This is a genomic window from Micromonospora sp. NPDC005237 (assembly GCF_040607775.1).
GTDB lineage: Bacteria > Actinomycetota > Actinomycetes > Mycobacteriales > Micromonosporaceae > Micromonospora.
The window spans coordinates 218,210-235,658 of the sequence record NZ_JBEXHJ010000004.1; the positions used below are offsets into that span (position 1 = coordinate 218,210).

Below are 17,449 nucleotides of genomic sequence, written 5' to 3' on the forward strand. Positions count from 1 at the left end.
CCGATGACCGTCGATCCGTGAGCTGCCTACGATCACCGGGTGCGTTCACCCGGCAGGCTCCTGCGCGGATGCCGGCCCGACCTGCGGGTCGCCGTCGGCCTGTTCGTCGTGCTCGCTGCGCTGATCCTGGTCACGCCGAACGGGCCACACCATGTGCTCGGGTACGCCGCCGCCATCGCACTGGCGGCGGTGCAGGCCGGCACCATCGCGGTGCTGCGCCGCCACCCGGAGGCCGCGATGGCGGTGGCCGTCCTCGCCGGGATCGGCATCGAGTCGCTCAGTCCGGCCATCGGCTGGCTCGGTCAGGTCGCCGCGGTGCTGGCCGGGTACGCGCGGCGGAGGCCGCCGTCGCGGTCGCTGTGGGTGCTCGGCCTGCTGGTGGCCGGGACGCCCTGGAAGCTGGCGTACGGCGACTGGCGCAACGTGCTGCTCGCGATCGCCGGCCCGGCGCTCGGCTGGACCCTCGGTGAGCTGGGCCGGACCCGCGCGCTACGCCGGCAGGACTCCGAGCGGCGCATCGTCACCCAGGAACGCGAACGGATCGCCCGCGAGCTGCACGACGTGCTGGTCCACACGGTGTCGGTGATCGTCGTGCAGGCCGGCGCCGCGCAGGACGTCTTCGACCGTCGACCCGACCTGGCCCGCGCGGCGCTCACCTCGATCGATCTGGCGGCCCGTTCCACCCTGTCCGAGCTGCGGGTGCTGTTGCAGACGATGAGCGCCGACACCGAGCCCGGCTCGGCCACCCCGCAGCCCGGTCTGGCGCAACTGGACACGTTGGCCGCGTCGCTGGGGGCCACCGGGCTGACCGTCGAGCTGGACCGGGAACCGGCCCTGCCACCGTTGCCGGCGGCGGTGGACCTCTCGTCGTACCGGATCGTGCAGGAGTCGCTGACCAACACGCTGCGGCACAGCCAGGCCACCCTGGCCCGGGTGACGGTGCGGTGCTCGCCCCGGTCGGTACGGCTGGAGATCCGCGACGACGGCCCGGCCCGTCCGAGCGGCCGGGTCGACCGTTCCGCGCACCGGGGGATCGTGGGGATGCAGGAACGGGCCCGGCTGCTGGGCGGGACGCTGGACGCCGGGCCGGTGCCGGGCGGCGGCTTTCGGGTACGAGCGGACCTGCCGCTCCCCTCGGCATGACGGCGGCCATCCGGGTGTTGATCGCCGACGACCAGGCCCTCGTGCGAGCCGGGTTCGCGATGATCATCGAGAGCCGCGAGGACCTCGAGGTGGTCGGCGAGGCGGGCGACGGCCTGGAGGCCGTGGCGCTGGCCGGGCGCCTGCGACCGGACGTGATCCTGATGGACGTACGGATGCCCCGGCTGGACGGCATCGAGGCGACCCGCCGGCTGGTCGCCGCCGGCCAGGCGGCGAGGATCATCATGCTGACCACGTTCGACCTGGACGAGCCGGTGTTCGCGGCGCTGCGGGCCGGTGCCAGCGGCTTCCTGCTCAAGGACATCCGCCCCGACGAGCTGGCCACGGCGGTACGGGTGGTGGCGCGCGGTGAGGCGCTGCTCGCGCCGACCGTCACCCGGCGGCTGCTCGACCGGTTCGCCAGCGAACTACCCGGCGGCACTCCCCCGCCGGCGCTCGACGCGCTCAGCGCGCGTGAGATCGAGGTGCTCACGCTGGTCGCGCGGGCGCTCTCCAACGACGAGATCGCGGAGCGCCTGGTCCTCAGCCGGGCCACCGTGAAGACCCATCTGTCGGCGATTCTGCTCAAGCTCGGTCTGCGCGACCGGGTGCAGGCGGCAGTGCTCGCCTACGAGTGCGGCCTGGTCCGGCCGGGCACCGCTCCGCCCCGGGGATGACCGTGAGTCCCGTCCCGGGACCGATTCGAAAGGCCCGCCGAACTGCCTAGTCTCCCTCCAAAGAGGAGGGAAGCATGATCCGAACTGTTCTGGCACTGCTGACCGCCGTACCCCTGATCGTCACGCCGGGATCCGCCACCGACCCGCCCGCCGACCGGTGCGCGGGGTTGGCCGGGGCGCGGATCCCGCAGGTGTCGGTGACGTCGGCGGAACGCGACACCAACGCCGAGGGCCAGGAATTCTGCATGGTGCAGGGGGTGATCCGGCCGCAGGCACGGTTCACCGTCAAGCTCCCCGTCTCCGGATGGACGGGGCAGTACGTCCAGCAGGGCTGTAGCGGGCTGTGCGGCACGGTGCCCGACCTGACCCTGCCGCTCTTCGGGTTCCAGTGCGCGGCCGCGCGGGACGGCAGGCTGGTGCTGGCCTCCGACGACACCGGGCACACCGGCGACCCGCAGACCAGCGAGCCCGCGACCTGGGGCGCCGACCCTCGGACGCGACTGGAGTTCGGGCTGCTGTCCGAGCACCGGCTGCGGCGGGTGGCGGACGCGGTGATGGTCGCGTACTACGGGCACGGGCCGACGTACCGGTACTTCGACGGCTGCTCGACCGGCGGCCGGCAGGGGCTGATGCTGGCGCAGCGGTTCCCGTCCGACTTCGACGGCATCCTGGCCGGCGCACCGGTGCACAACCTGGCGCCGCTGGCGCTGCTCAACGCCTGGGTGGTGCTGCGCAACACCGACGCGTCGGGCCGGCAGATCCTCGGCCCGGAGAAGATTCCCGCGCTGCACGAGGCGGTTGTGCAGAGGTGCGGCTCGGTCATCGAGGATCCGCGGCGGTGCGGGTTCCAGCCGTTGTCGCTGCGCTGCCCGCGTGGCACGGACCGGCCCGACTGCCTCACGCCCGCCCAGGTGGCGGCCGTTGTGGCGTTCTACCGGGGCCCGAACGGGCTCTACCCCGGAGGCATGCCGTACGGATCGGAACTGGGCTGGATCGACGAGTTCGTGGTGCGCTCCGGCTCGCCGGTGGACGGCAACACCGGGAGGATCGCGCTCAACTACCTGAAGTACCTCGCGTACCCGCAGAGCCCGCCGGCCGACTTCCAGCTGACCGACGTGCGGTTCACCCGGGCCACGTTCGAGCGGCTGAACGTGCTGGGCGACGCCATCTACAACGCCACCGACGCGGACCTGTCCGAGTTCCGCGACCAGGGCGGCAAGCTGATCCTCTACCACGGCTGGGCGGACCCGTCCGTCCCCCCGTTCTCGACGGTCGACTACTACGCGGCCGTGCAGCGTCGCGGCGGCAGCGAGGCGTTCACGCGGCTGTACATGGTGCCGGCCGGCTACCACTGCCTGTTCGGGCCGGAGCCGACCGAGCACCCGTCGGAGGTCGGCATCCCGGAGTTCCTCCAGCCGCTGATGGACTGGGTCGAGCGCGACGTCGCTCCGGGCGACATCGACGTCCTCACCTACGCGCCCAATGCGGAGCCGGATCAGCAGTTCGTCCGCTTCCTCACGGTGGCGCCGTTCGACGCGCTGGCGCCGGCGCACGCCGCCCCGGGCAGCCTCAACGCCAACTACCGCTACGTCGGGCACTACTGACGGGCCGCCGGTCCGCCGTACCCGCAGGGATACGGCGGACCGCGGCTCGGGTCAGCCGAGCACGAAGCGGGGCTCGCCGTCGGCCGGGAGGTCCAGGCGCGGCGTGATCGGCGTGGCGGCGTCCCGGTCGGCCGCCGCCCGCGCCACGCCGGCCAGGTCGCCGGCAGCCGCCACCTGGGCCAGCGTGACCAGGGTCGGCGGCAGCATGGTCAGCTCGCCCGCCTCCGCGCGGGCCAGCGCGTCCGCCGGGCGGATCCAGAGGGTGTGGTCGGCCTCGCCGGAGACGTCGCGGGTCCGCTGCCCCGCCGGCAACAGGGCGACGAAGAAGTACGTGTCGAAGCGGCGCGGTTCGAACTCCGGGGTGATCCAGCGGCTCCACGGCAGCAGCAGATCCGACCGCAGCGTGAGGTGACGGTCGGCGAGCAGCGCCGCGAAGCCCAGCCGACGCCCCTCCAGGTCCTGCCGGGCCGCCTCCCAGTCGTCGCCGCTGACGTCGCCCACCACAGTCGCCGGATCGGGCCCGGCGAGCAGCACGCCGGCCTCCTCGAAGACCTCCCGGGCGGCGGCGCAGACCACCGCCTGGGCGGCGTCCGGGGCCACCCCGAGCCGCCCCGCCCACTCGGTCGGCGCCGGGCCGGCCCAGTCGAGGTGCGCCGCCGAGTCGGAGCGGTCCACCCCGCCGCCGGGGAAGGCGTACATCCCGCCGAAGGTCATCGCGGCGACGCGGCGGATGACGTACACCTCGAAGTCGGTGTCGGTCGGGCGCAGCAGCAGCACGGTGGCGGCGACGCGCGGCGTCGCCGGGGTGCCGCCCTCGGCCTGGAACCGGCGGGCGTGCTCGACCAGGGCGGCGGGCGCGGCGAAGCCGTCACTGTCGATCGTCATGCCGCGAGCCTAGTTCCCCGACCCGCCGCCACCGGCCGGCGTGCGCCGGTGGGCTCCGCTCGACCGCCGACCACCCACGCGCCTCCTTTGCTCTGCTTCAACCCGCGCAACAGAAATGGCCGTTCACTGTTGCGTGGGTTGAAGCAGAGCAAAGGGAGCGAACGAGGTGGGCGGCCTGCGAGGTATGTCGTCGCGGTGAGGAGCACCGAGGTCTCGACGGATGAGCTGGGCGGCGGCCGGGCAGGGGGCGGTTCACCCGGTTCGGCTAGCGTTCCGGCATGACTCGTTGGGGCATCCTGGCCACCGGCCACATCGCCAGCCGTTTCGCCGAAGACCTCCGGCTGGTGCCGGACGCCGAACTGGTCGCGGTCGGCTCCCGCTCCGCCGACAGCGCGCAGCGGTTCGCCGACACGTACGACGCGAAGCGCGCGTACGGCTCCTGGGTGGAGCTGGCCGCCGATCCGGAGGTCGACGTGATCTACGTGGCGACCCCGCACGCGGCGCACCACGAGGCGGCGCTGACCTGCCTGACCGCTGGCCGGGCGGTGCTGCTGGAGAAGCCGTTCACCCTCGACCTGGCCACCAGCACCGAGCTGGTGGCGACGGCCCGCGCCGCCGGGGTCTTCCTGATGGAGGCCATGTGGATGAGGACGAACCCGCTCATCCTTCGCGCGGTCCAGCTGATCGCCGAGGGTGCCATCGGCACGGTCAGCAATGTCCGGGCCGACTTCGGGGTGGCCGGACCGTTCCCGCCGGAGCACCGGATGCGCAACCCGGCGCTGGGCGGGGGCGCGCTGCTCGACCTGGGGATCTACCCGATCAGCCTGGCGCACCTGCTGCTCGGCGTGCCGCAGCACATCCGCTCCTGGGCGCACCTGGGCCCGGAGGGGACCGACGAGAACACCGGCATCCTGTTCGGGTACGACAGCGGGGCGGTGGCCACGCTGAGCTGCGGCATGGTCGGGGCGAGCTCGTTGGCCGCCTCGATCACCGGCAGCACGGGCCGCATCGACCTGCCGGAGCCGTTCTTCCGGCCGGCTTCGCTGACCCTGCACCGGGACGGCTTCGCGCCCGAGACGATCTCCGCCGAGGAGGCCGGCAACGGCTACCAGTACGAGGCGATCGAGGTGCAGCGCTGCCTGGCCGCCGGGCTGACCGAGAGCCCGCTGGTGCCGCACACCACGACGCTTGAGGTGATGACCCTGCTGGACACGATCCGCGAGCAGATCGGCGTCCGGTACGAGTGAACGCGAGAAGGCACCCCGGTCGGGGTGCCTTCTCGCGTGCCGGGTGCGGTCAGCCGAAGAGCGGCCGGACCAGCAGGTAGGCGACGCAGGCGATCAGCGCCGCCGCCGGGAACGTGATGATCCAGGCGATCACGATGTTGCCGGCGACGTTCCAGCGGACCGCGGAGAGCCGCTTGGTCGCGCCCACACCCATGATCGCCGAGGTGATCGTGTGGGTCGTGGAGATCGGCGCCTTCAACACCAGGGCGTTGAAGTAGAGCACCGCGCTGGCCACCGTCTCGGCGGCGAAGCCCTCCGGAGGCCCGAGGTCGATGATCTTGCGGCCGAGGGTGCGGATGATCCTCCAGCCACCGGCGTACGTGCCGAGCGCCAGCATGGTGGCCGACGTCCAGAACACCCAGCCCGGGATGTGCGTCTTGCTCTCCTGGAAACCGCCGGTGTAGAGCGCCAGCACCACGATGCCCATCGTCTTGGCGGCGTCCTGCATGCCGTGGCCGACCGACATGGCGGCGGCGGACACGGTCTGCGCATGGCGGAAACCCCGGTTGAGCCTGCCCGGCTGACCCTTGCGGAACAGCCAGAGGATCGCCAGCATCAGCAGGTAACCGAGGGTGAGGCCGACGATCGGCGAGAGCACCATCGGCAGGATGACCTTCTCGCCGATGTTGCCCCACTGCACGATGCCGCCGCTGGACAGCAGGGTCGCGCCGACCAGGCCGCCGAAGAGCGCGTGCGAGGACGACGACGGCAGGCCGAAGTACCAGGTGATCAGGTTCCAGGCGATGGCACCCAGTACCCCGGCGAAGACCACCCCGAGGCTGCTCACCCCCGTGGGGAGGGTGACCAGGCCGTCGCCGACGGTCTTGGCGACCCCGGCGCCGAAGTGGGCGCCGATGAAGTTGCCGACCGCGGCGAGGCCGAGGGCGATCCGGGGTGTCAGCGCGCGGGTGGAGACGCTTGTCGCGATCGCGTTGGCGGCGTCGTGGAAGCCGTTGGTGTAGTCGAACGCCAGGGCCACCGCGATCACCGCCAGGACGGCGATGAGTTCGGGAGTCACCGGTTCAGGACTCCTTGACCGCGATGGTCTCGACCGTGTTGGCCACGTGCTCGAAGGCGTCGCAGGCGGCTTCCAACTCGTCGGCGACCTCCTTCATCTTCAGCACCGTCAACGCGTCGTACTCACCCGAGAAGAGCCGGACGAGCAACTGCCGGTTGATCCGGTCACCCTCGTTCTCCAGCCGGTTGCACTCGATCCAGTAGTCCTCGAGATCCTTCATCGACTGCAGCCGGGGCATCGCCTCGGCGGTCAGCTTGGCCTGCTGGTCGAGCACGTTGACCATCTCGTGCAGCTCCCGGGGCAGCGCCGGCAGCTCGGTCAGCCCGTACAGGTACAGCAGGTCGCCGACCGCCTCCAGGTGGTCCATCACGTCGTCGAGCAGCGAGCCGAGCCGGTAGATGTCCTCCCGGTCGAACGGCGTGATGAAGGTCGAGTTGATCTTCTTGTAGAGATCGTGCGTGATCTGGTCGCTGTCGTGCTCGACCTCGGTCAGCCGCTCGCTGACCGACTGCACGTCGACACCGGGCAGAGCCAGCTCGTTCAACAGCGCGGTGCCCCGGACCAGGTTCTGCGCGGCCCTGGTGAAGAGCTCGTAGAAGGCGCCCTCGGTGGGGCGGAAGGAAAACTTCACAGCACAGACCTCGTCGCGTCGGTGGAAGGGTGGCGGCGTCCGTCGGCGTCCGCTCGGTGAATGCTAGGAAACGCCAGAACTGCAAATTCGTCGGCCCACCCCTGGCCAGGCCACATTCACCGCTCGTTCACCTGCTGTTCATCTCGGGCGTCCCAACCGTCCCCGCTCCCCCAGCAGCCAACCGCTCGCGCTCGCGCGCCACATCGAAATCGGCAGGCGGATACCCCAGATCGAGCGTGTCGAACGTCTCTCGCAGCAGGTGGGCCACCGCCCAGTCCCGGTACCACTTGCGGTCCGCCGGCACCACGAACCACGGCGCGGCGTCCGTGCCGCACCGGCTCAGCGCCTCGGCGTACGCGGCCTGGTAGTCGTCCCACTGCGCCCGGGAGTCGACGTCCGACGGGTTGTACTTCCAGTGCTTGTGCGGATCTGTGAGCCGTTCCAGCAGCCGCTCGCCCTGCTCGGCGTACGAGATGTGCAGCATCACCTTCACGACGGTCACCCCGTCGTCGACCAACTCCCGCTCGAAGGAGTTGATCTGGTCGTAGCGGGCCCGCCAGATCGCCTCCGGCACCAACGACCCGACCCGGGCGATCAACACGTCCTCGTAGTGTGAGCGGTTGAACATCCCCACGTACCCGGGCGGAGGCAGCTCCCGGCGGATCCGCCACAGAAAGTCGTGCCGCAGCTCCTGCGGGGTCGGCGGACCGAACGACCGGATGTGCAGGCCGAGGGGGTTCATCGCGCCGGCCACCCGCTTGATCGTGCCGTCCTTGCCACCGCAGTCCATCGCCTGGAGCACCAGCAGCACCCGGCGCGCCGGGTGCTCCGAGCCGGCCTTGGCCATCGCGAAGAGCATCTCCTGCTGCCGGCCCAGCTCCTCGCCGACCAGCGCCACCTGCGCACGGGCCCAGGTCTTGCGGTGTTCGCCGACCACCTCGGCCGGCGGCAGGCCGGGCGTGGACCGGGGATCGATCGCGGCGAGATCCACCGGCGCGGTGACCCGCAACAGGTCCCGCACGGGCCCGCCGTCCGGCGCCACGACCCGCTCGCTCTGCCCTTGCCGGGGTTCGCTCATCCTCGGATCATCGCCCAACCGCCGGCCATCCGCGCGCCGAGGCCCACCGGCCCACCGAGGCCCAGCCAGGGCCCACCAGGCCCACCGAGGCCCGCCGTCACGTCCGGGGCCGCCGGCGCGTCCGGTTGGTTGGAGGATGTGCGCCAGGGGGACGTGGCGCTCGGGGGAGGGTGGTGGGTCGTGCGAGACCTGGCGACGGAGTTCGAGGCCGAGCGGGGTCGGCTGCTCGCGGTGGCCCACCGGATGCTGGGCAGCCGCAGCGAGGCCGAGGACGCGGTGCAGGAGACCTGGCTGCGTTACGCCGGGGCGCTCGCCGACCCGGCCGCCCGCGCCGAGATCCGCGATCTCTCCGCGTGGTTGACCACCACCTGCGCCCGGATCTGCCTGGACGTGCTGCGCTCGGCGCGGGTCCGCCGCGAGGCGTACCCCGGGCAGTGGCTCCCGGAACCGGTCGTGAGCCCGCTGCACGGCGGCGAAGCCAGCGGTGGGTACGCCCCCGACCCCGCCGAACGCGCGGTCCGCACCGACCAGGTCGGCACGGCGCTGCGGGTGCTGCTGGAACGGCTCGCGCCCGAGCAGCGGCTCGCGTTCGTGCTGCACGACGTGTTCGCGGTGCCGTTCGCCCGGGTGGCGGACATCCTCGGCACCAGCGAGGTGGCCGCCCGGCAGCTCGCCTCCCGGGCCCGCAGGGCCGTCGCCGCACCGGACGCGCCCCGGCACACCGCTGACCCGGCCGAGCAGCGGCGCGTCCTCGCGGCGTTCGTGGCCGCCACCGAGTCCGGCGAGCTGGATCCGCTGCTGCGGGTGCTCGCGCCGGACGTGGTCCTGATCGGCGACTCGGGCGGGCACTTCCCGACGGCCCGTCGGCCGGTGGTCGGCGCGGACACGGTGGGCCGCTTCACGCTCGGCCTGTTCGGCCGGACCGGGCGGTACACGCGACGGATGCGGGCCCGCCCGGTGCTTGTCGACGGCGTCCTCGGCCTCCAGGTGGAGACGGCGCACAGCGACGGGCGGCCGATCCGGGTGGTCACCGCGTTCTCGGTCGACGGCGGCCGGATCACCGGCATCTTCAACCAGCTCAACCCGGAGAAGCTGGCCGACCTGCCGCCGCTGGGCGACGACGACCGGTGGCCGCCGCGCTGGTGAGCCCGCGCCGGCTCAGACCACCAGCGCCAGCCATTTGCGGTACGACGTCGCGAACGGCTCGGTGCCGTCGCCGAGGGCGCCGTACAGCCACTGGGCCGCCGCCTCGGCCTCGACCACCACGTCCTGCGGGTAGCCGAAACGGGCCCGGTGCTCGGCGAACTCGTCCTCGTCGAGCAGTTCCACCAGGCCGGTAGCCCGCCGCCGGACCACGTCCAGGTCGAGGTCGATCAGGTGAACGGTGTCGTCGGACTCCCAGCGGGCCGGGGTGGCGATGTCGCAGTAGACCTCGCTGGTCCGTGGCGGCGGGTTGAACATGCCCGTCCACCAGGCGTGATGCGGCACCAGCAGGACGAAGGGGATCTTCTCCACCGACGGCCGGCCGTGGTAGACCGACTCGGTGCCGAAGGGAACGCCGAGCCAGACGCCGAGATCGTCCTCCGCGAGGCGACGGGCCGGGTAGTCACGGTGCGCGCTGCCGTCGTACTTGCGGTAGATCACTCGGACCACGTCGCTCGGCATGATTCGCACCCTAACCGATACTGCCCACGCGTCGTAGCACGGCCGTAACCGGACGGGGTGGACCAGCGAGGTCGATGGGTGGTCCGCGCCACGCGGGCGGATGGGCACGGACGCTGTCGGCGGCGGCGGGTACCGTCGCACGGTGACTCCGCCCCGCACCGCCACCGGTTCCGCCACCCCGTCGGCCCGCGGTGGAAGCCGGCGGCGGGGTGCCCGGCCCAGCGGCACGGAGCTGCTCGCGGCCGCGGTCGGCGCGGTCCCCGGCGGCACGGCGCGGCCCGGCCAGCAGCAGATGACGACCGCCATCGAGGAGTGCGTGACCAGCGGCGAGCACCTGCTCGTGCAGGCGGGCACCGGCACCGGCAAGTCGCTGGCCTACCTCGCGCCGGCTCTCACCGTGGACGGGCCGGTGGTGGTCTCCACGGCCACCCTGGCGTTGCAGTCCCAGCTCGTCGACCACGACCTGCCCCGGCTGGCCGACGCCGTCGAGCCGCTGCTCGGCCGCCGGCCCACGTTCGCGGTGCTCAAGGGCCGGCACCACTACCTCTGCCTGGCGCGGCTGGACAACTCCACCGAGGACGAGCCGGAGGACACCCTCTTCGACGCCCCGGCCGCCCGCCCCGGCGGCGGCACGAAGTGGCTCGGCGAGGCGGGCCGGCTGGGCAAGCAGATCGAGCGGCTGCGCGACTGGGCCGAGAAGACCGACACCGGCGACCGCGACGAGCTGGACCCGGGCGTCGACGACCAGGCCTGGCGGCTGGTCTCGATGCCGTCGCGGGAGTGCGTCGGCGCGGCCCGCTGCCCGTTCGGCGCGGAGTGCTTCGCCGAGGCGTCCCGGGCCCGCGCTCGCGAGGCCGACATCGTGGTGACCAACCACAGCCTCCTGGCGGTCGACATGCTGGCCGACCGGCACATCGTCCCGCCGCACAAGCTGCTCATCGTCGACGAGGCACACGAACTGGCCGACCGGGTCTCCTCGGCCGCCCAGGCCGAGCTGGTGCCGGAGCTGATCGACCGGACCACCCGGCGGGCCCGTACGCTGCTGCGGCCGGAGACCGCCGATGCGCTCACCGCCGCCGGTGACGCCCTCGCCGTCGGGCTGGCCGAGGCCCCGGCCGGTCGACTCACCGCCGGCCTGCCGACGCCACTGCGCGAGGCGTGCACGCTGCTCGACGCGGCCACCCGCGCCGCCCTGGACGCGATCGGCGAGATCAAGTCAGATGATCCCGACCCGGTCCGCAAGCAGCAGGCCAAGGCCGCCCTGGACGACCTCTCCACCACCGCCCAGCGGCTCCTCGAAGAGGCCGACCACGACGTGGCCTGGGTGGAGAAGAACGACAGCGGCAGCCGACGGGCCCTCGTGGTCGCACCCCTGTCGGTGGCCGGCACCCTCGCCACCCACCTGTACGACGAACGCACCGTCGTGGCCACCTCGGCCACCCTGGCGCTCGGCGGCCGGTTCGACACGGTGGCCCGCGCCCTCGGGCTGGACGCGCCGCCACCCGCACCACCGTCCCCGGCCGCTGCCGCGCAGGCCGCCCGCACCGCCCCGGGCCGCCCGGTCGCCGAGGCGCCCGGCCGTCGGCTCGCGGGCGACACCAACCCGGGGTCCGTCGTGCCGGCGACCGAGGGGCCGGGTTGGCGCTCGCTGGACGTGGGCTCGCCGTTCGACTACGCCCGGCAGGGCATCCTGTACGTCGCCGCGCACCTGCCCCGGCCCAGCGTCTCCGGGCTGCCCGACGCGGCCGGGGAGGAGCTGCTCGGGCTCGTCGAGGCGCTCGGTGGTCGTACTCTCGGGCTCTTCTCCTCGCGGCGGGCCGCGACGCAGGCGGCGGAGCTGCTGCGCGCGCGGACCGACCTGCCGGTGTTGTTGCAGGGCGAGGAGGCGCTGCCGCTGCTGGTCCGCCGTTTCCGCGAGGAGCGGTCCAGTTGCCTGTTCGGGGTGATGTCGCTCTGGCAGGGGGTGGACGTGCCGGGCGACGCCTGCCAGCTCGTGGTCATCGACCGGCTGCCCTTCCCACGGCCCGACGAACCCCTCGCGGCGGCCCGCGCCGCTGCCGTGGACGCGGGCGGCGGCTCCGGCTTCGCCGCGGTCAGCGTGCCGATCGCGGCCGTCCGGCTGGCGCAGGGAGTGGGCCGACTGATCCGGGCCACCGGCGACAAGGGAGTCGTCGCGGTGCTCGACTCGCGCCTGGAGACGGCGCGGGGCTACGGGCCGTTCCTGCGCCGCTCGCTGCCCCCGTTCTGGTACACGACCCGCCCCGAGGTAGCCCGCGGCGCCCTGCAACGCCTCGCCACCACCTGACCCGCGCCCCGCGCCCCGCGTTCAAGGTCGTGCAATAACAAGGATGTAGTGGCATCCCCGGCCGGGGATGCCACTACATCAACGATCGTGCGTGATCATGGCGCGGGAGGCGCGCCGCTCGTGCGGTCAGGGGGCCTGCGCGGCGACGACGACGGCGTCGGGTGGGGTGTCCGGGACCGTCCGGGCGGCCAGTCGGCGTACGGCGGTGTTCAGCACCGCGATCAGCGGCACGGAGACCAGCGCGCCGGTGATGCCCGCGAGCACCACGCCGGCCGCGATCCCGATGATCACCGCGAGCGGGTGGATGGCCACCGCCCGGCCCATGATGAGGGGCTGGAGGATGTGGCCCTCCACCTGCTGCACACCGATCACCGCACCCAGGATGATCAGCGCGGTTACCGGCCCGCTGTCGACAAGCGCCACCAGCACCGCCACCCCACCGGAGAGCGCCGCGCCGACGATCGGGATGAACGCGCCGAGGAACACCAGGGCCGCCAGCGGGAAGGCGAACGGCACGTCGAAGATGACCAGGAAGATGCCGATGCCGACCGCGTCGATGAAGGCGACCAGCACGGTCGCGCGGACGTACGCGACGAGGGTCTGCCAGGCGGCGCGGCCGGCGTCGTCGACCTTCCACCGGGCGGCCACCGGCAGCAGCCGGACGAGGAAACGCCAGATCTTGTTGCCGTCGCGCAGGAAGAAGAACGTCGCGAACAGCACCAGCAGCGTGCCGGTCAGCACCTCCGCCAGCGTCGCGGCGGTGCTCAGCGCGCCGCTGGTGAACTTCGAGGTGTTGTCGTTGATCCAGCCCTGCGCCTCGTTGATGTAGCGGTCGAGCTGGGTGTCGGACAGGTGCAACGGGCCGGTCTTCAGCCAGTTCTGGATCTGCCGGACGCCCTGCGAGGACTTCTCGCTCAGCTCCGGTACGCCCTGGATGAACTCGTTGACCACCAGGGTCAGCGTGCCGATGACGCCCGCCAGACCGCCGACCAGCACCACGGCCGTCGCCAGCGAACGGGGCAACCGGGCCCGCAGCAGCCAACCCACGGCCGGCGCGAGCAACGCCGAGAGCAGCAATGCGATGGCCAGCGGGATGATCACGATCCGGACCGTGCCGACGATCCGAAGCAGCGCCCACGCCACCACGCCGATCACGATCAGCCGCCAGCACCAGGCGGCGGCGATCCGCAGCCCGTGCGGCACGTCGGCGTCGTCCCGGCTGGACGTCGAGCTGTGCAGGTCCACCGGAGGCTCCGCGCCGACGACCGTGGCCTTCGCCGGAGCGGCGGGCCCGGGAACGGCCGGCGAGGCCACCCCGGCCGTCTCCGGCGCGTCGCTCGGCGTCTCCTGAGCCGCGCGAACCGACTCCTGTCCTGACCGGTAGGCGCGGCGCAGCCGCCCGCGTACCCGCTCGAAGCGGCTCAAGCGCACCTCCTGGCAGAAGAGTCGTCCGCCCACGGCGACAGGTCGGACAGCATACGTCCGTTCCCCACACCGTAGGGCAGTTCCGCCACACAATGCCCGGACGGCCAGGGACGTAACCACCGGCGGCCGGTCCCCCGCGACACGGTAGCGTCTGCCCCGTGACCGCCGACCAGGATTTCGACTCCGGCCTGCCGATCCGCCTGCTGCACGACCGCGTGCTGGTACGCATGGACGGCAGCGAGGGCGAGCGCCGTTCCACCGCGGGCATCGTCATCCCGGCTACCGCCGCTGTCGGCAAGCGCCTCGCGTGGGCCACCGCCGTCGGCGTGGGGCCGAACGTCCGCGCCATCGTCTCCGGCGACCGGGTGCTCTTCGACCCGGACGAGCGTTCCGAGGTCGAGCTGCACGGCCGCGGGTACGTGCTGCTGCGGGAGCGCGACGTGCACGCCGTGGCCGCCGAGCGGGTCGAGAACGACTCCACCGGCCTCTATCTCTGACGCACCTCCCCTGGCCAGCGGGCGCCACCGCGCCGTTTGCCAGCCCGTGGCGTGGGAAGCCAGCCGGCGACCGTGGGCCCTGGGGAGGGACGATGCCGGTATTCGTGAAGAAACTGCTGGCCTGGGGCAGCGTCGCGTTCCTGATCTACTTCATGGCGTTCCGGCCGGACGGGGCCGCGCAGATGTTCAAGGGGATCGGAGCCGCGCTGATGGCGATGGCGCAGGGGCTCGGTGACTTCCTCACCACCCTGATGACCTGACCCCCGCCAGCGCCCGTCAGGAGTGACCGGGCGGCCACGGCGCCGGGGGGCGCAGGCCGTGCCAACCGGGCGGCGCGTAGCCCATGGGGGGCGGCGGCGGGGCGAGCACCACCGGGATCGGCACGACCGGCTCGTCGGGCGCTTCCACCGGCCGCTGCGTACCGTCCGGGAACCGCAGGTGGTAGCGGCTGCCGTCCCAGACACCCACCGGCGCCTGCGGGTCACGCCCCACGAAGAACGACCGGTGCGCGGTGATGGCCTCCAGCAGTTGCCGTTCCTCGGCAACCGCCCGCTCCCGGTCGGCGGGCTTACGGTCCAGACCACGAAGCGTCCCGTCGCGCAGCAGGGCCAGCCGCGTCGCGGCGAGCTGGTACCCGCGCATCGCCCGCACCCCGGCGTCGCCGGCGACCCGGCGTGCCCAGCTGCGGGCCGCGTGCCGGCGGCCCAGGCTGCTCAGGGCGGCCACCTCGGGCGGGCTCAGCCAGCCGGCGCGCACGTAGTCGGGCAGGGTCCGCTCGGTGAGCCGCCCCTCCCAGGCGCGCAGCCACACGGCCAGCCCGACCGTGCCGAAGAACACCGGCACCATCAGGCCCAGGAAGCCGTACAGCATGATCACCGCTTCGCCGGTGGCCTGGGTCAACGTCGGCAGCAGGTTCCACGTGCCGTGCAGCATCATCGCCAGCAGCAGGCCGGCGATGGGGGCAAGCACGCGGACCCGCCGGTCGGCCGTGCGCGAGGCGACACCGAGCCCGACACCTGTCATCGAAGTGAAGAGCGGATGGGCGAACCCGAACAGGAGGATCCGCACGATGAAGATGGCGATCACCTGCTGGGTGCCGGTCGCCGGGCCGTACCGGTCGGCGCCGGCCGCATAGCCGTACCCGCCCAGGTAGAGGATGTTCTCCACCATCGCGAAGCCGACCGCGGAGAGCCCGCAGTAGACCAGGCCGTCGGTGATGCCGGACCACTCCCGACGCCGGAACACCAGCAGCAGGATCGGACCGAGGGCCTTGGTCAGCTCCTCGATGAACGGCGCCACCAGCACGCCGGTCAGCGCCTCCGGCAGCCCCCAGTCGGCGAACCGCCCGGCGGCGAACTCGTTCACCTTCAGCGAGGCGGCGGTGGAGACGAACGCGCCCCAGGCGAAGCAGAAGATCAGGTATTTCAGCGGTTCCGGCTCGTACCGGTCGAGCCAGAGGAAGCAGGCGACCAGCACCGGCACCGGCAGGATCGCGGCGACCACCCCGATGAGCAGCGCGTCGAGGCCCAGCGACTGGCCGAGGGTGATGACCATGAAGACCGCGCACGCCGCGATGAACAGCACCACCCCGGCCAGCACCAGGAACCGCAGCCAAACCAGTCGGCGCGGCGGCATCCGGGGCGCCGCGACGACAGCCGGATCGGCGGGCGTGGGCGGCGACGGCAGGGGTGCACCGGGCGGGGTGTCGGCCATGCGGTCAGCGTAGCCATCCCCCGCCGGCTGGTCCGGTCGCATCCACAGCCGCTATGCTGCCGGCAGGTCACGAGCGCCAGCGTCAAGCCCCGGCTTGCTGGCCGGCAACCCTCGTCGAGTTCGCGGTGGGGTGCCCCGGGTGATGACCGGGCCCAGCCCGATCGGCTTGCTGGGCAAGCGCGGACCCCGTCCCGACACCGCACCCGGGGTCCCTGACCCCGGAGGTTCCGGCGTGTCCGTCACCCTCGTACCCTCGCTGCCCGCCCTGCCCACCGTCGCGCCCAGCCCGTTGGCGCCGCTCGACGTGCTCGGCGTACCCGGCGAGATCAACCTCGACTACGCGGCCACCGCGCCGTGCGCGCGGGCCGCGGCCGACGCGGTGACCGAACTGCTTCCCTGGTACGCCAGCGTGCACCGCGGCGCGGGAGCGCTGTCGCGGCGCTGCACCCTGGCCTACGAGCGGGCCCGGCAGACGGTCGGCGACTTCTTCGGCGCCCGCGCCGACGACCACGTGATCTTCACTCGGAACACCACCGACGCTCTCAACCTGCTGGCCCGGGCGCTGCCCGTCGGCACGACAGTCGTCACCTTCGCGGGCGAGCACCACGCCAACCTGCTGCCCTGGCCCCGCGGCTCGGTGCGCCTGTCGGTGCCCGCCGACCCGGCCGGGGCGGTACGCGCTCTCGCCGCCGCCCTCACCGAGCTGCGCCGCGACAGCAACCCCGCGCTGCCGGTGCTGGTCGCCGTGACCGGGGCGAGCAACGTGACCGGGGAGCTGTGGCCGGTCGCCGAGCTGGCCCGGGTGGCCCACCGGCACAACGCCCGGATCGTCCTCGACGCCGCGCAGCTCGCGCCGCACGCCCCGGTCGACCTGCACACGCTCGACGTGGACTACCTGGCCGTCTCCGGCCACAAGCTGTACGCCCCGTTTGGCGCGGGTGTGCTCATCGGCCGGGCGGACTGGCTGGACGCCGCCGCGCCGTACCTGGCCGGTGGCGGTGCCACCAGCCACGTCGGGCCAGCGACCCACGATGTGACCTGGGCGAACGGCCCGGCCCGACACGAGGGCGGCACCCCGAATCTGCTGGGCGCGGTGGCGCTGGCGGCGGTGTGCGCGGCGCTGGCCGACGCCGACCGGGTCGCGCTGGCCGCCCGTGAGCAGGCTCTGCTGGCCCGGCTGCGCACCGGCCTCGCCGCCCTGCCGCACGTGGTGGAGTTGCGCACGTTCGGCCCCGACGCGCCCCGGGTCGGCATCGTCTCGTTCGTGGTCGCGGGCTGGGACTCCGCAGCGGTGGCCGCCCGGCTGGCCTCCGAGCACCGGATCGGCGTACGCGATGGGCTGTTCTGCGCCCACCCGCTGGCCCGGCGGCTGCTCGGCGAGGCCGCCGGGCGTACCGGCCGGCGGGATCTTCCGCCGACCGCGTTGCGCGCCAGCATCGGTCTGGGCAGCACCACGGCCCAGGTCGACCGGCTGCTCGCCGCGCTCGCCGAGCTGAGCTGAGTCGAGCGGGGCTGAGGCCCGGAC

General features: G+C 73.0%; 16 protein-coding genes and 1 riboswitch. Of the genes, 9 read left to right on the forward strand and 7 right to left on the reverse strand.

What is annotated here, in order from left to right; genetic code table 11:
- Positions 1-39 precede the first annotated feature (39 nt).
- The 3 genes from ABZT87_RS13470 (at position 40) to ABZT87_RS13480 (ending at position 3,421) form a co-directional block, all read left to right on the forward strand.
- Complete coding sequence (locus tag ABZT87_RS13470; protein WP_355135617.1) at positions 40-1,143, forward strand: sensor histidine kinase; 1,104 nt, start codon at positions 40-42, stop codon at positions 1,141-1,143.
- Entirely contained in the window at positions 1,140-1,817 is a 678-nt protein-coding gene (locus tag ABZT87_RS13475; RefSeq protein WP_354861648.1) for a response regulator transcription factor, read from the forward strand. Before ABZT87_RS13470 ends, ABZT87_RS13475 begins: the two co-directional genes overlap by 4 nt.
- A 74-nt stretch (positions 1,818-1,891) precedes the next feature.
- Positions 1,892-3,421 carry a tannase/feruloyl esterase family alpha/beta hydrolase gene (locus ABZT87_RS13480; RefSeq protein WP_355135619.1) on the forward strand — a complete coding sequence of 510 codons (1,530 nt, stop codon included), beginning with the start codon at positions 1,892-1,894 and terminating at the stop codon, positions 3,419-3,421.
- 51 nt (positions 3,422-3,472) lie between these two features.
- Here the strand turns inward: ABZT87_RS13480 and ABZT87_RS13485 are convergent, their stop codons facing one another.
- On the reverse strand, positions 3,473-4,306 hold the full coding sequence (locus ABZT87_RS13485; protein ID WP_355135621.1) for an NUDIX hydrolase: 834 nt from the start codon (positions 4,304-4,306) through the stop codon (positions 3,473-3,475).
- Between the two features lie 278 nt (positions 4,307-4,584).
- Between ABZT87_RS13485 and ABZT87_RS13490 the strand changes: the two genes are divergently transcribed.
- Positions 4,585-5,553 carry a Gfo/Idh/MocA family oxidoreductase gene (locus tag ABZT87_RS13490; protein WP_355135623.1) on the forward strand — a complete coding sequence of 323 codons (969 nt, stop codon included), beginning with the start codon at positions 4,585-4,587 and terminating at the stop codon, positions 5,551-5,553.
- A 49-nt stretch (positions 5,554-5,602) separates the two neighbouring features.
- On the opposite strand, the gene ABZT87_RS13495 is transcribed toward ABZT87_RS13490, so the two are convergent.
- The 3 genes from ABZT87_RS13495 to ABZT87_RS13505 all read right to left on the reverse strand — a co-directional run bounded on the left by ABZT87_RS13495 (position 5,603) and on the right by ABZT87_RS13505 (position 8,319).
- Positions 5,603-6,610, reverse strand: a complete 1,008-nt coding sequence (locus ABZT87_RS13495; protein ID WP_354861642.1) for an inorganic phosphate transporter — start codon at positions 6,608-6,610, stop codon at positions 5,603-5,605.
- A 4-nt stretch (positions 6,611-6,614) separates the two neighbouring features.
- Entirely contained in the window at positions 6,615-7,241 is a 627-nt protein-coding gene (locus tag ABZT87_RS13500; protein WP_007465788.1) for a DUF47 family protein, read from the reverse strand.
- 127 nt (positions 7,242-7,368) lie between these two features.
- On the reverse strand, positions 7,369-8,319 hold the full coding sequence (locus ABZT87_RS13505) for a PPK2 family polyphosphate kinase (RefSeq protein WP_354861640.1): 951 nt from the start codon (positions 8,317-8,319) through the stop codon (positions 7,369-7,371).
- Positions 8,320-8,499: 180 nt separating this feature from the next.
- Between ABZT87_RS13505 and sigJ the strand changes: the two genes are divergently transcribed.
- Positions 8,500-9,465 carry an RNA polymerase sigma factor SigJ gene (gene sigJ / locus ABZT87_RS13510; RefSeq protein ID WP_355135625.1) on the forward strand — a complete coding sequence of 322 codons (966 nt, stop codon included), beginning with the start codon at positions 8,500-8,502 and terminating at the stop codon, positions 9,463-9,465.
- 12 nt (positions 9,466-9,477) lie between these two features.
- Here sigJ and ABZT87_RS13515 read toward each other — a convergent pair whose 3' ends face one another.
- Positions 9,478-9,984, reverse strand: a complete 507-nt coding sequence (locus tag ABZT87_RS13515; RefSeq protein WP_354861637.1) for a DUF402 domain-containing protein — start codon at positions 9,982-9,984, stop codon at positions 9,478-9,480.
- 100 nt (positions 9,985-10,084) lie between these two features.
- Between ABZT87_RS13515 and ABZT87_RS13520 the strand changes: the two genes are divergently transcribed.
- The gene (locus ABZT87_RS13520; RefSeq protein ID WP_355064454.1) at positions 10,085-12,289 is read left to right on the forward strand and encodes an ATP-dependent DNA helicase; all 2,205 of its coding nucleotides are present in this window, start codon (positions 10,085-10,087) and stop codon (positions 12,287-12,289) included.
- A gap of 126 nt (positions 12,290-12,415) precedes the next feature.
- On the opposite strand, the gene ABZT87_RS13525 is transcribed toward ABZT87_RS13520, so the two are convergent.
- Entirely contained in the window at positions 12,416-13,714 is a 1,299-nt protein-coding gene (locus tag ABZT87_RS13525; RefSeq protein WP_354861476.1) for an AI-2E family transporter, read from the reverse strand.
- Between the two features lie 158 nt (positions 13,715-13,872).
- Between ABZT87_RS13525 and ABZT87_RS13530 the strand changes: the two genes are divergently transcribed.
- Positions 13,873-14,211 carry a co-chaperone GroES gene (locus tag ABZT87_RS13530; protein ID WP_354861475.1) on the forward strand — a complete coding sequence of 113 codons (339 nt, stop codon included), beginning with the start codon at positions 13,873-13,875 and terminating at the stop codon, positions 14,209-14,211.
- 92 nt (positions 14,212-14,303) lie between these two features.
- The gene (locus tag ABZT87_RS13535; protein ID WP_354861473.1) at positions 14,304-14,471 is read left to right on the forward strand and encodes a hypothetical protein; all 168 of its coding nucleotides are present in this window, start codon (positions 14,304-14,306) and stop codon (positions 14,469-14,471) included.
- Between the two features lie 16 nt (positions 14,472-14,487).
- Here the strand turns inward: ABZT87_RS13535 and ABZT87_RS13540 are convergent, their stop codons facing one another.
- Positions 14,488-15,966 carry a PrsW family intramembrane metalloprotease gene (locus tag ABZT87_RS13540; RefSeq protein ID WP_354861471.1) on the reverse strand — a complete coding sequence of 493 codons (1,479 nt, stop codon included), beginning with the start codon at positions 15,964-15,966 and terminating at the stop codon, positions 14,488-14,490.
- A 23-nt stretch (positions 15,967-15,989) separates the two neighbouring features.
- Positions 15,990-16,110: riboswitch (SAM riboswitch) on the forward strand.
- Positions 16,111-16,189: 79 nt separating this feature from the next.
- On the opposite strand from ABZT87_RS13540, the gene ABZT87_RS13545 reads away from it, so the two are divergent.
- Positions 16,190-17,425 (forward strand): aminotransferase class V-fold PLP-dependent enzyme, encoded by a 1,236-nt coding sequence (locus ABZT87_RS13545; protein WP_355135919.1) that lies wholly within the window; start codon positions 16,190-16,192, stop codon positions 17,423-17,425.
- Positions 17,426-17,449: the final 24 nt, after the last annotated feature.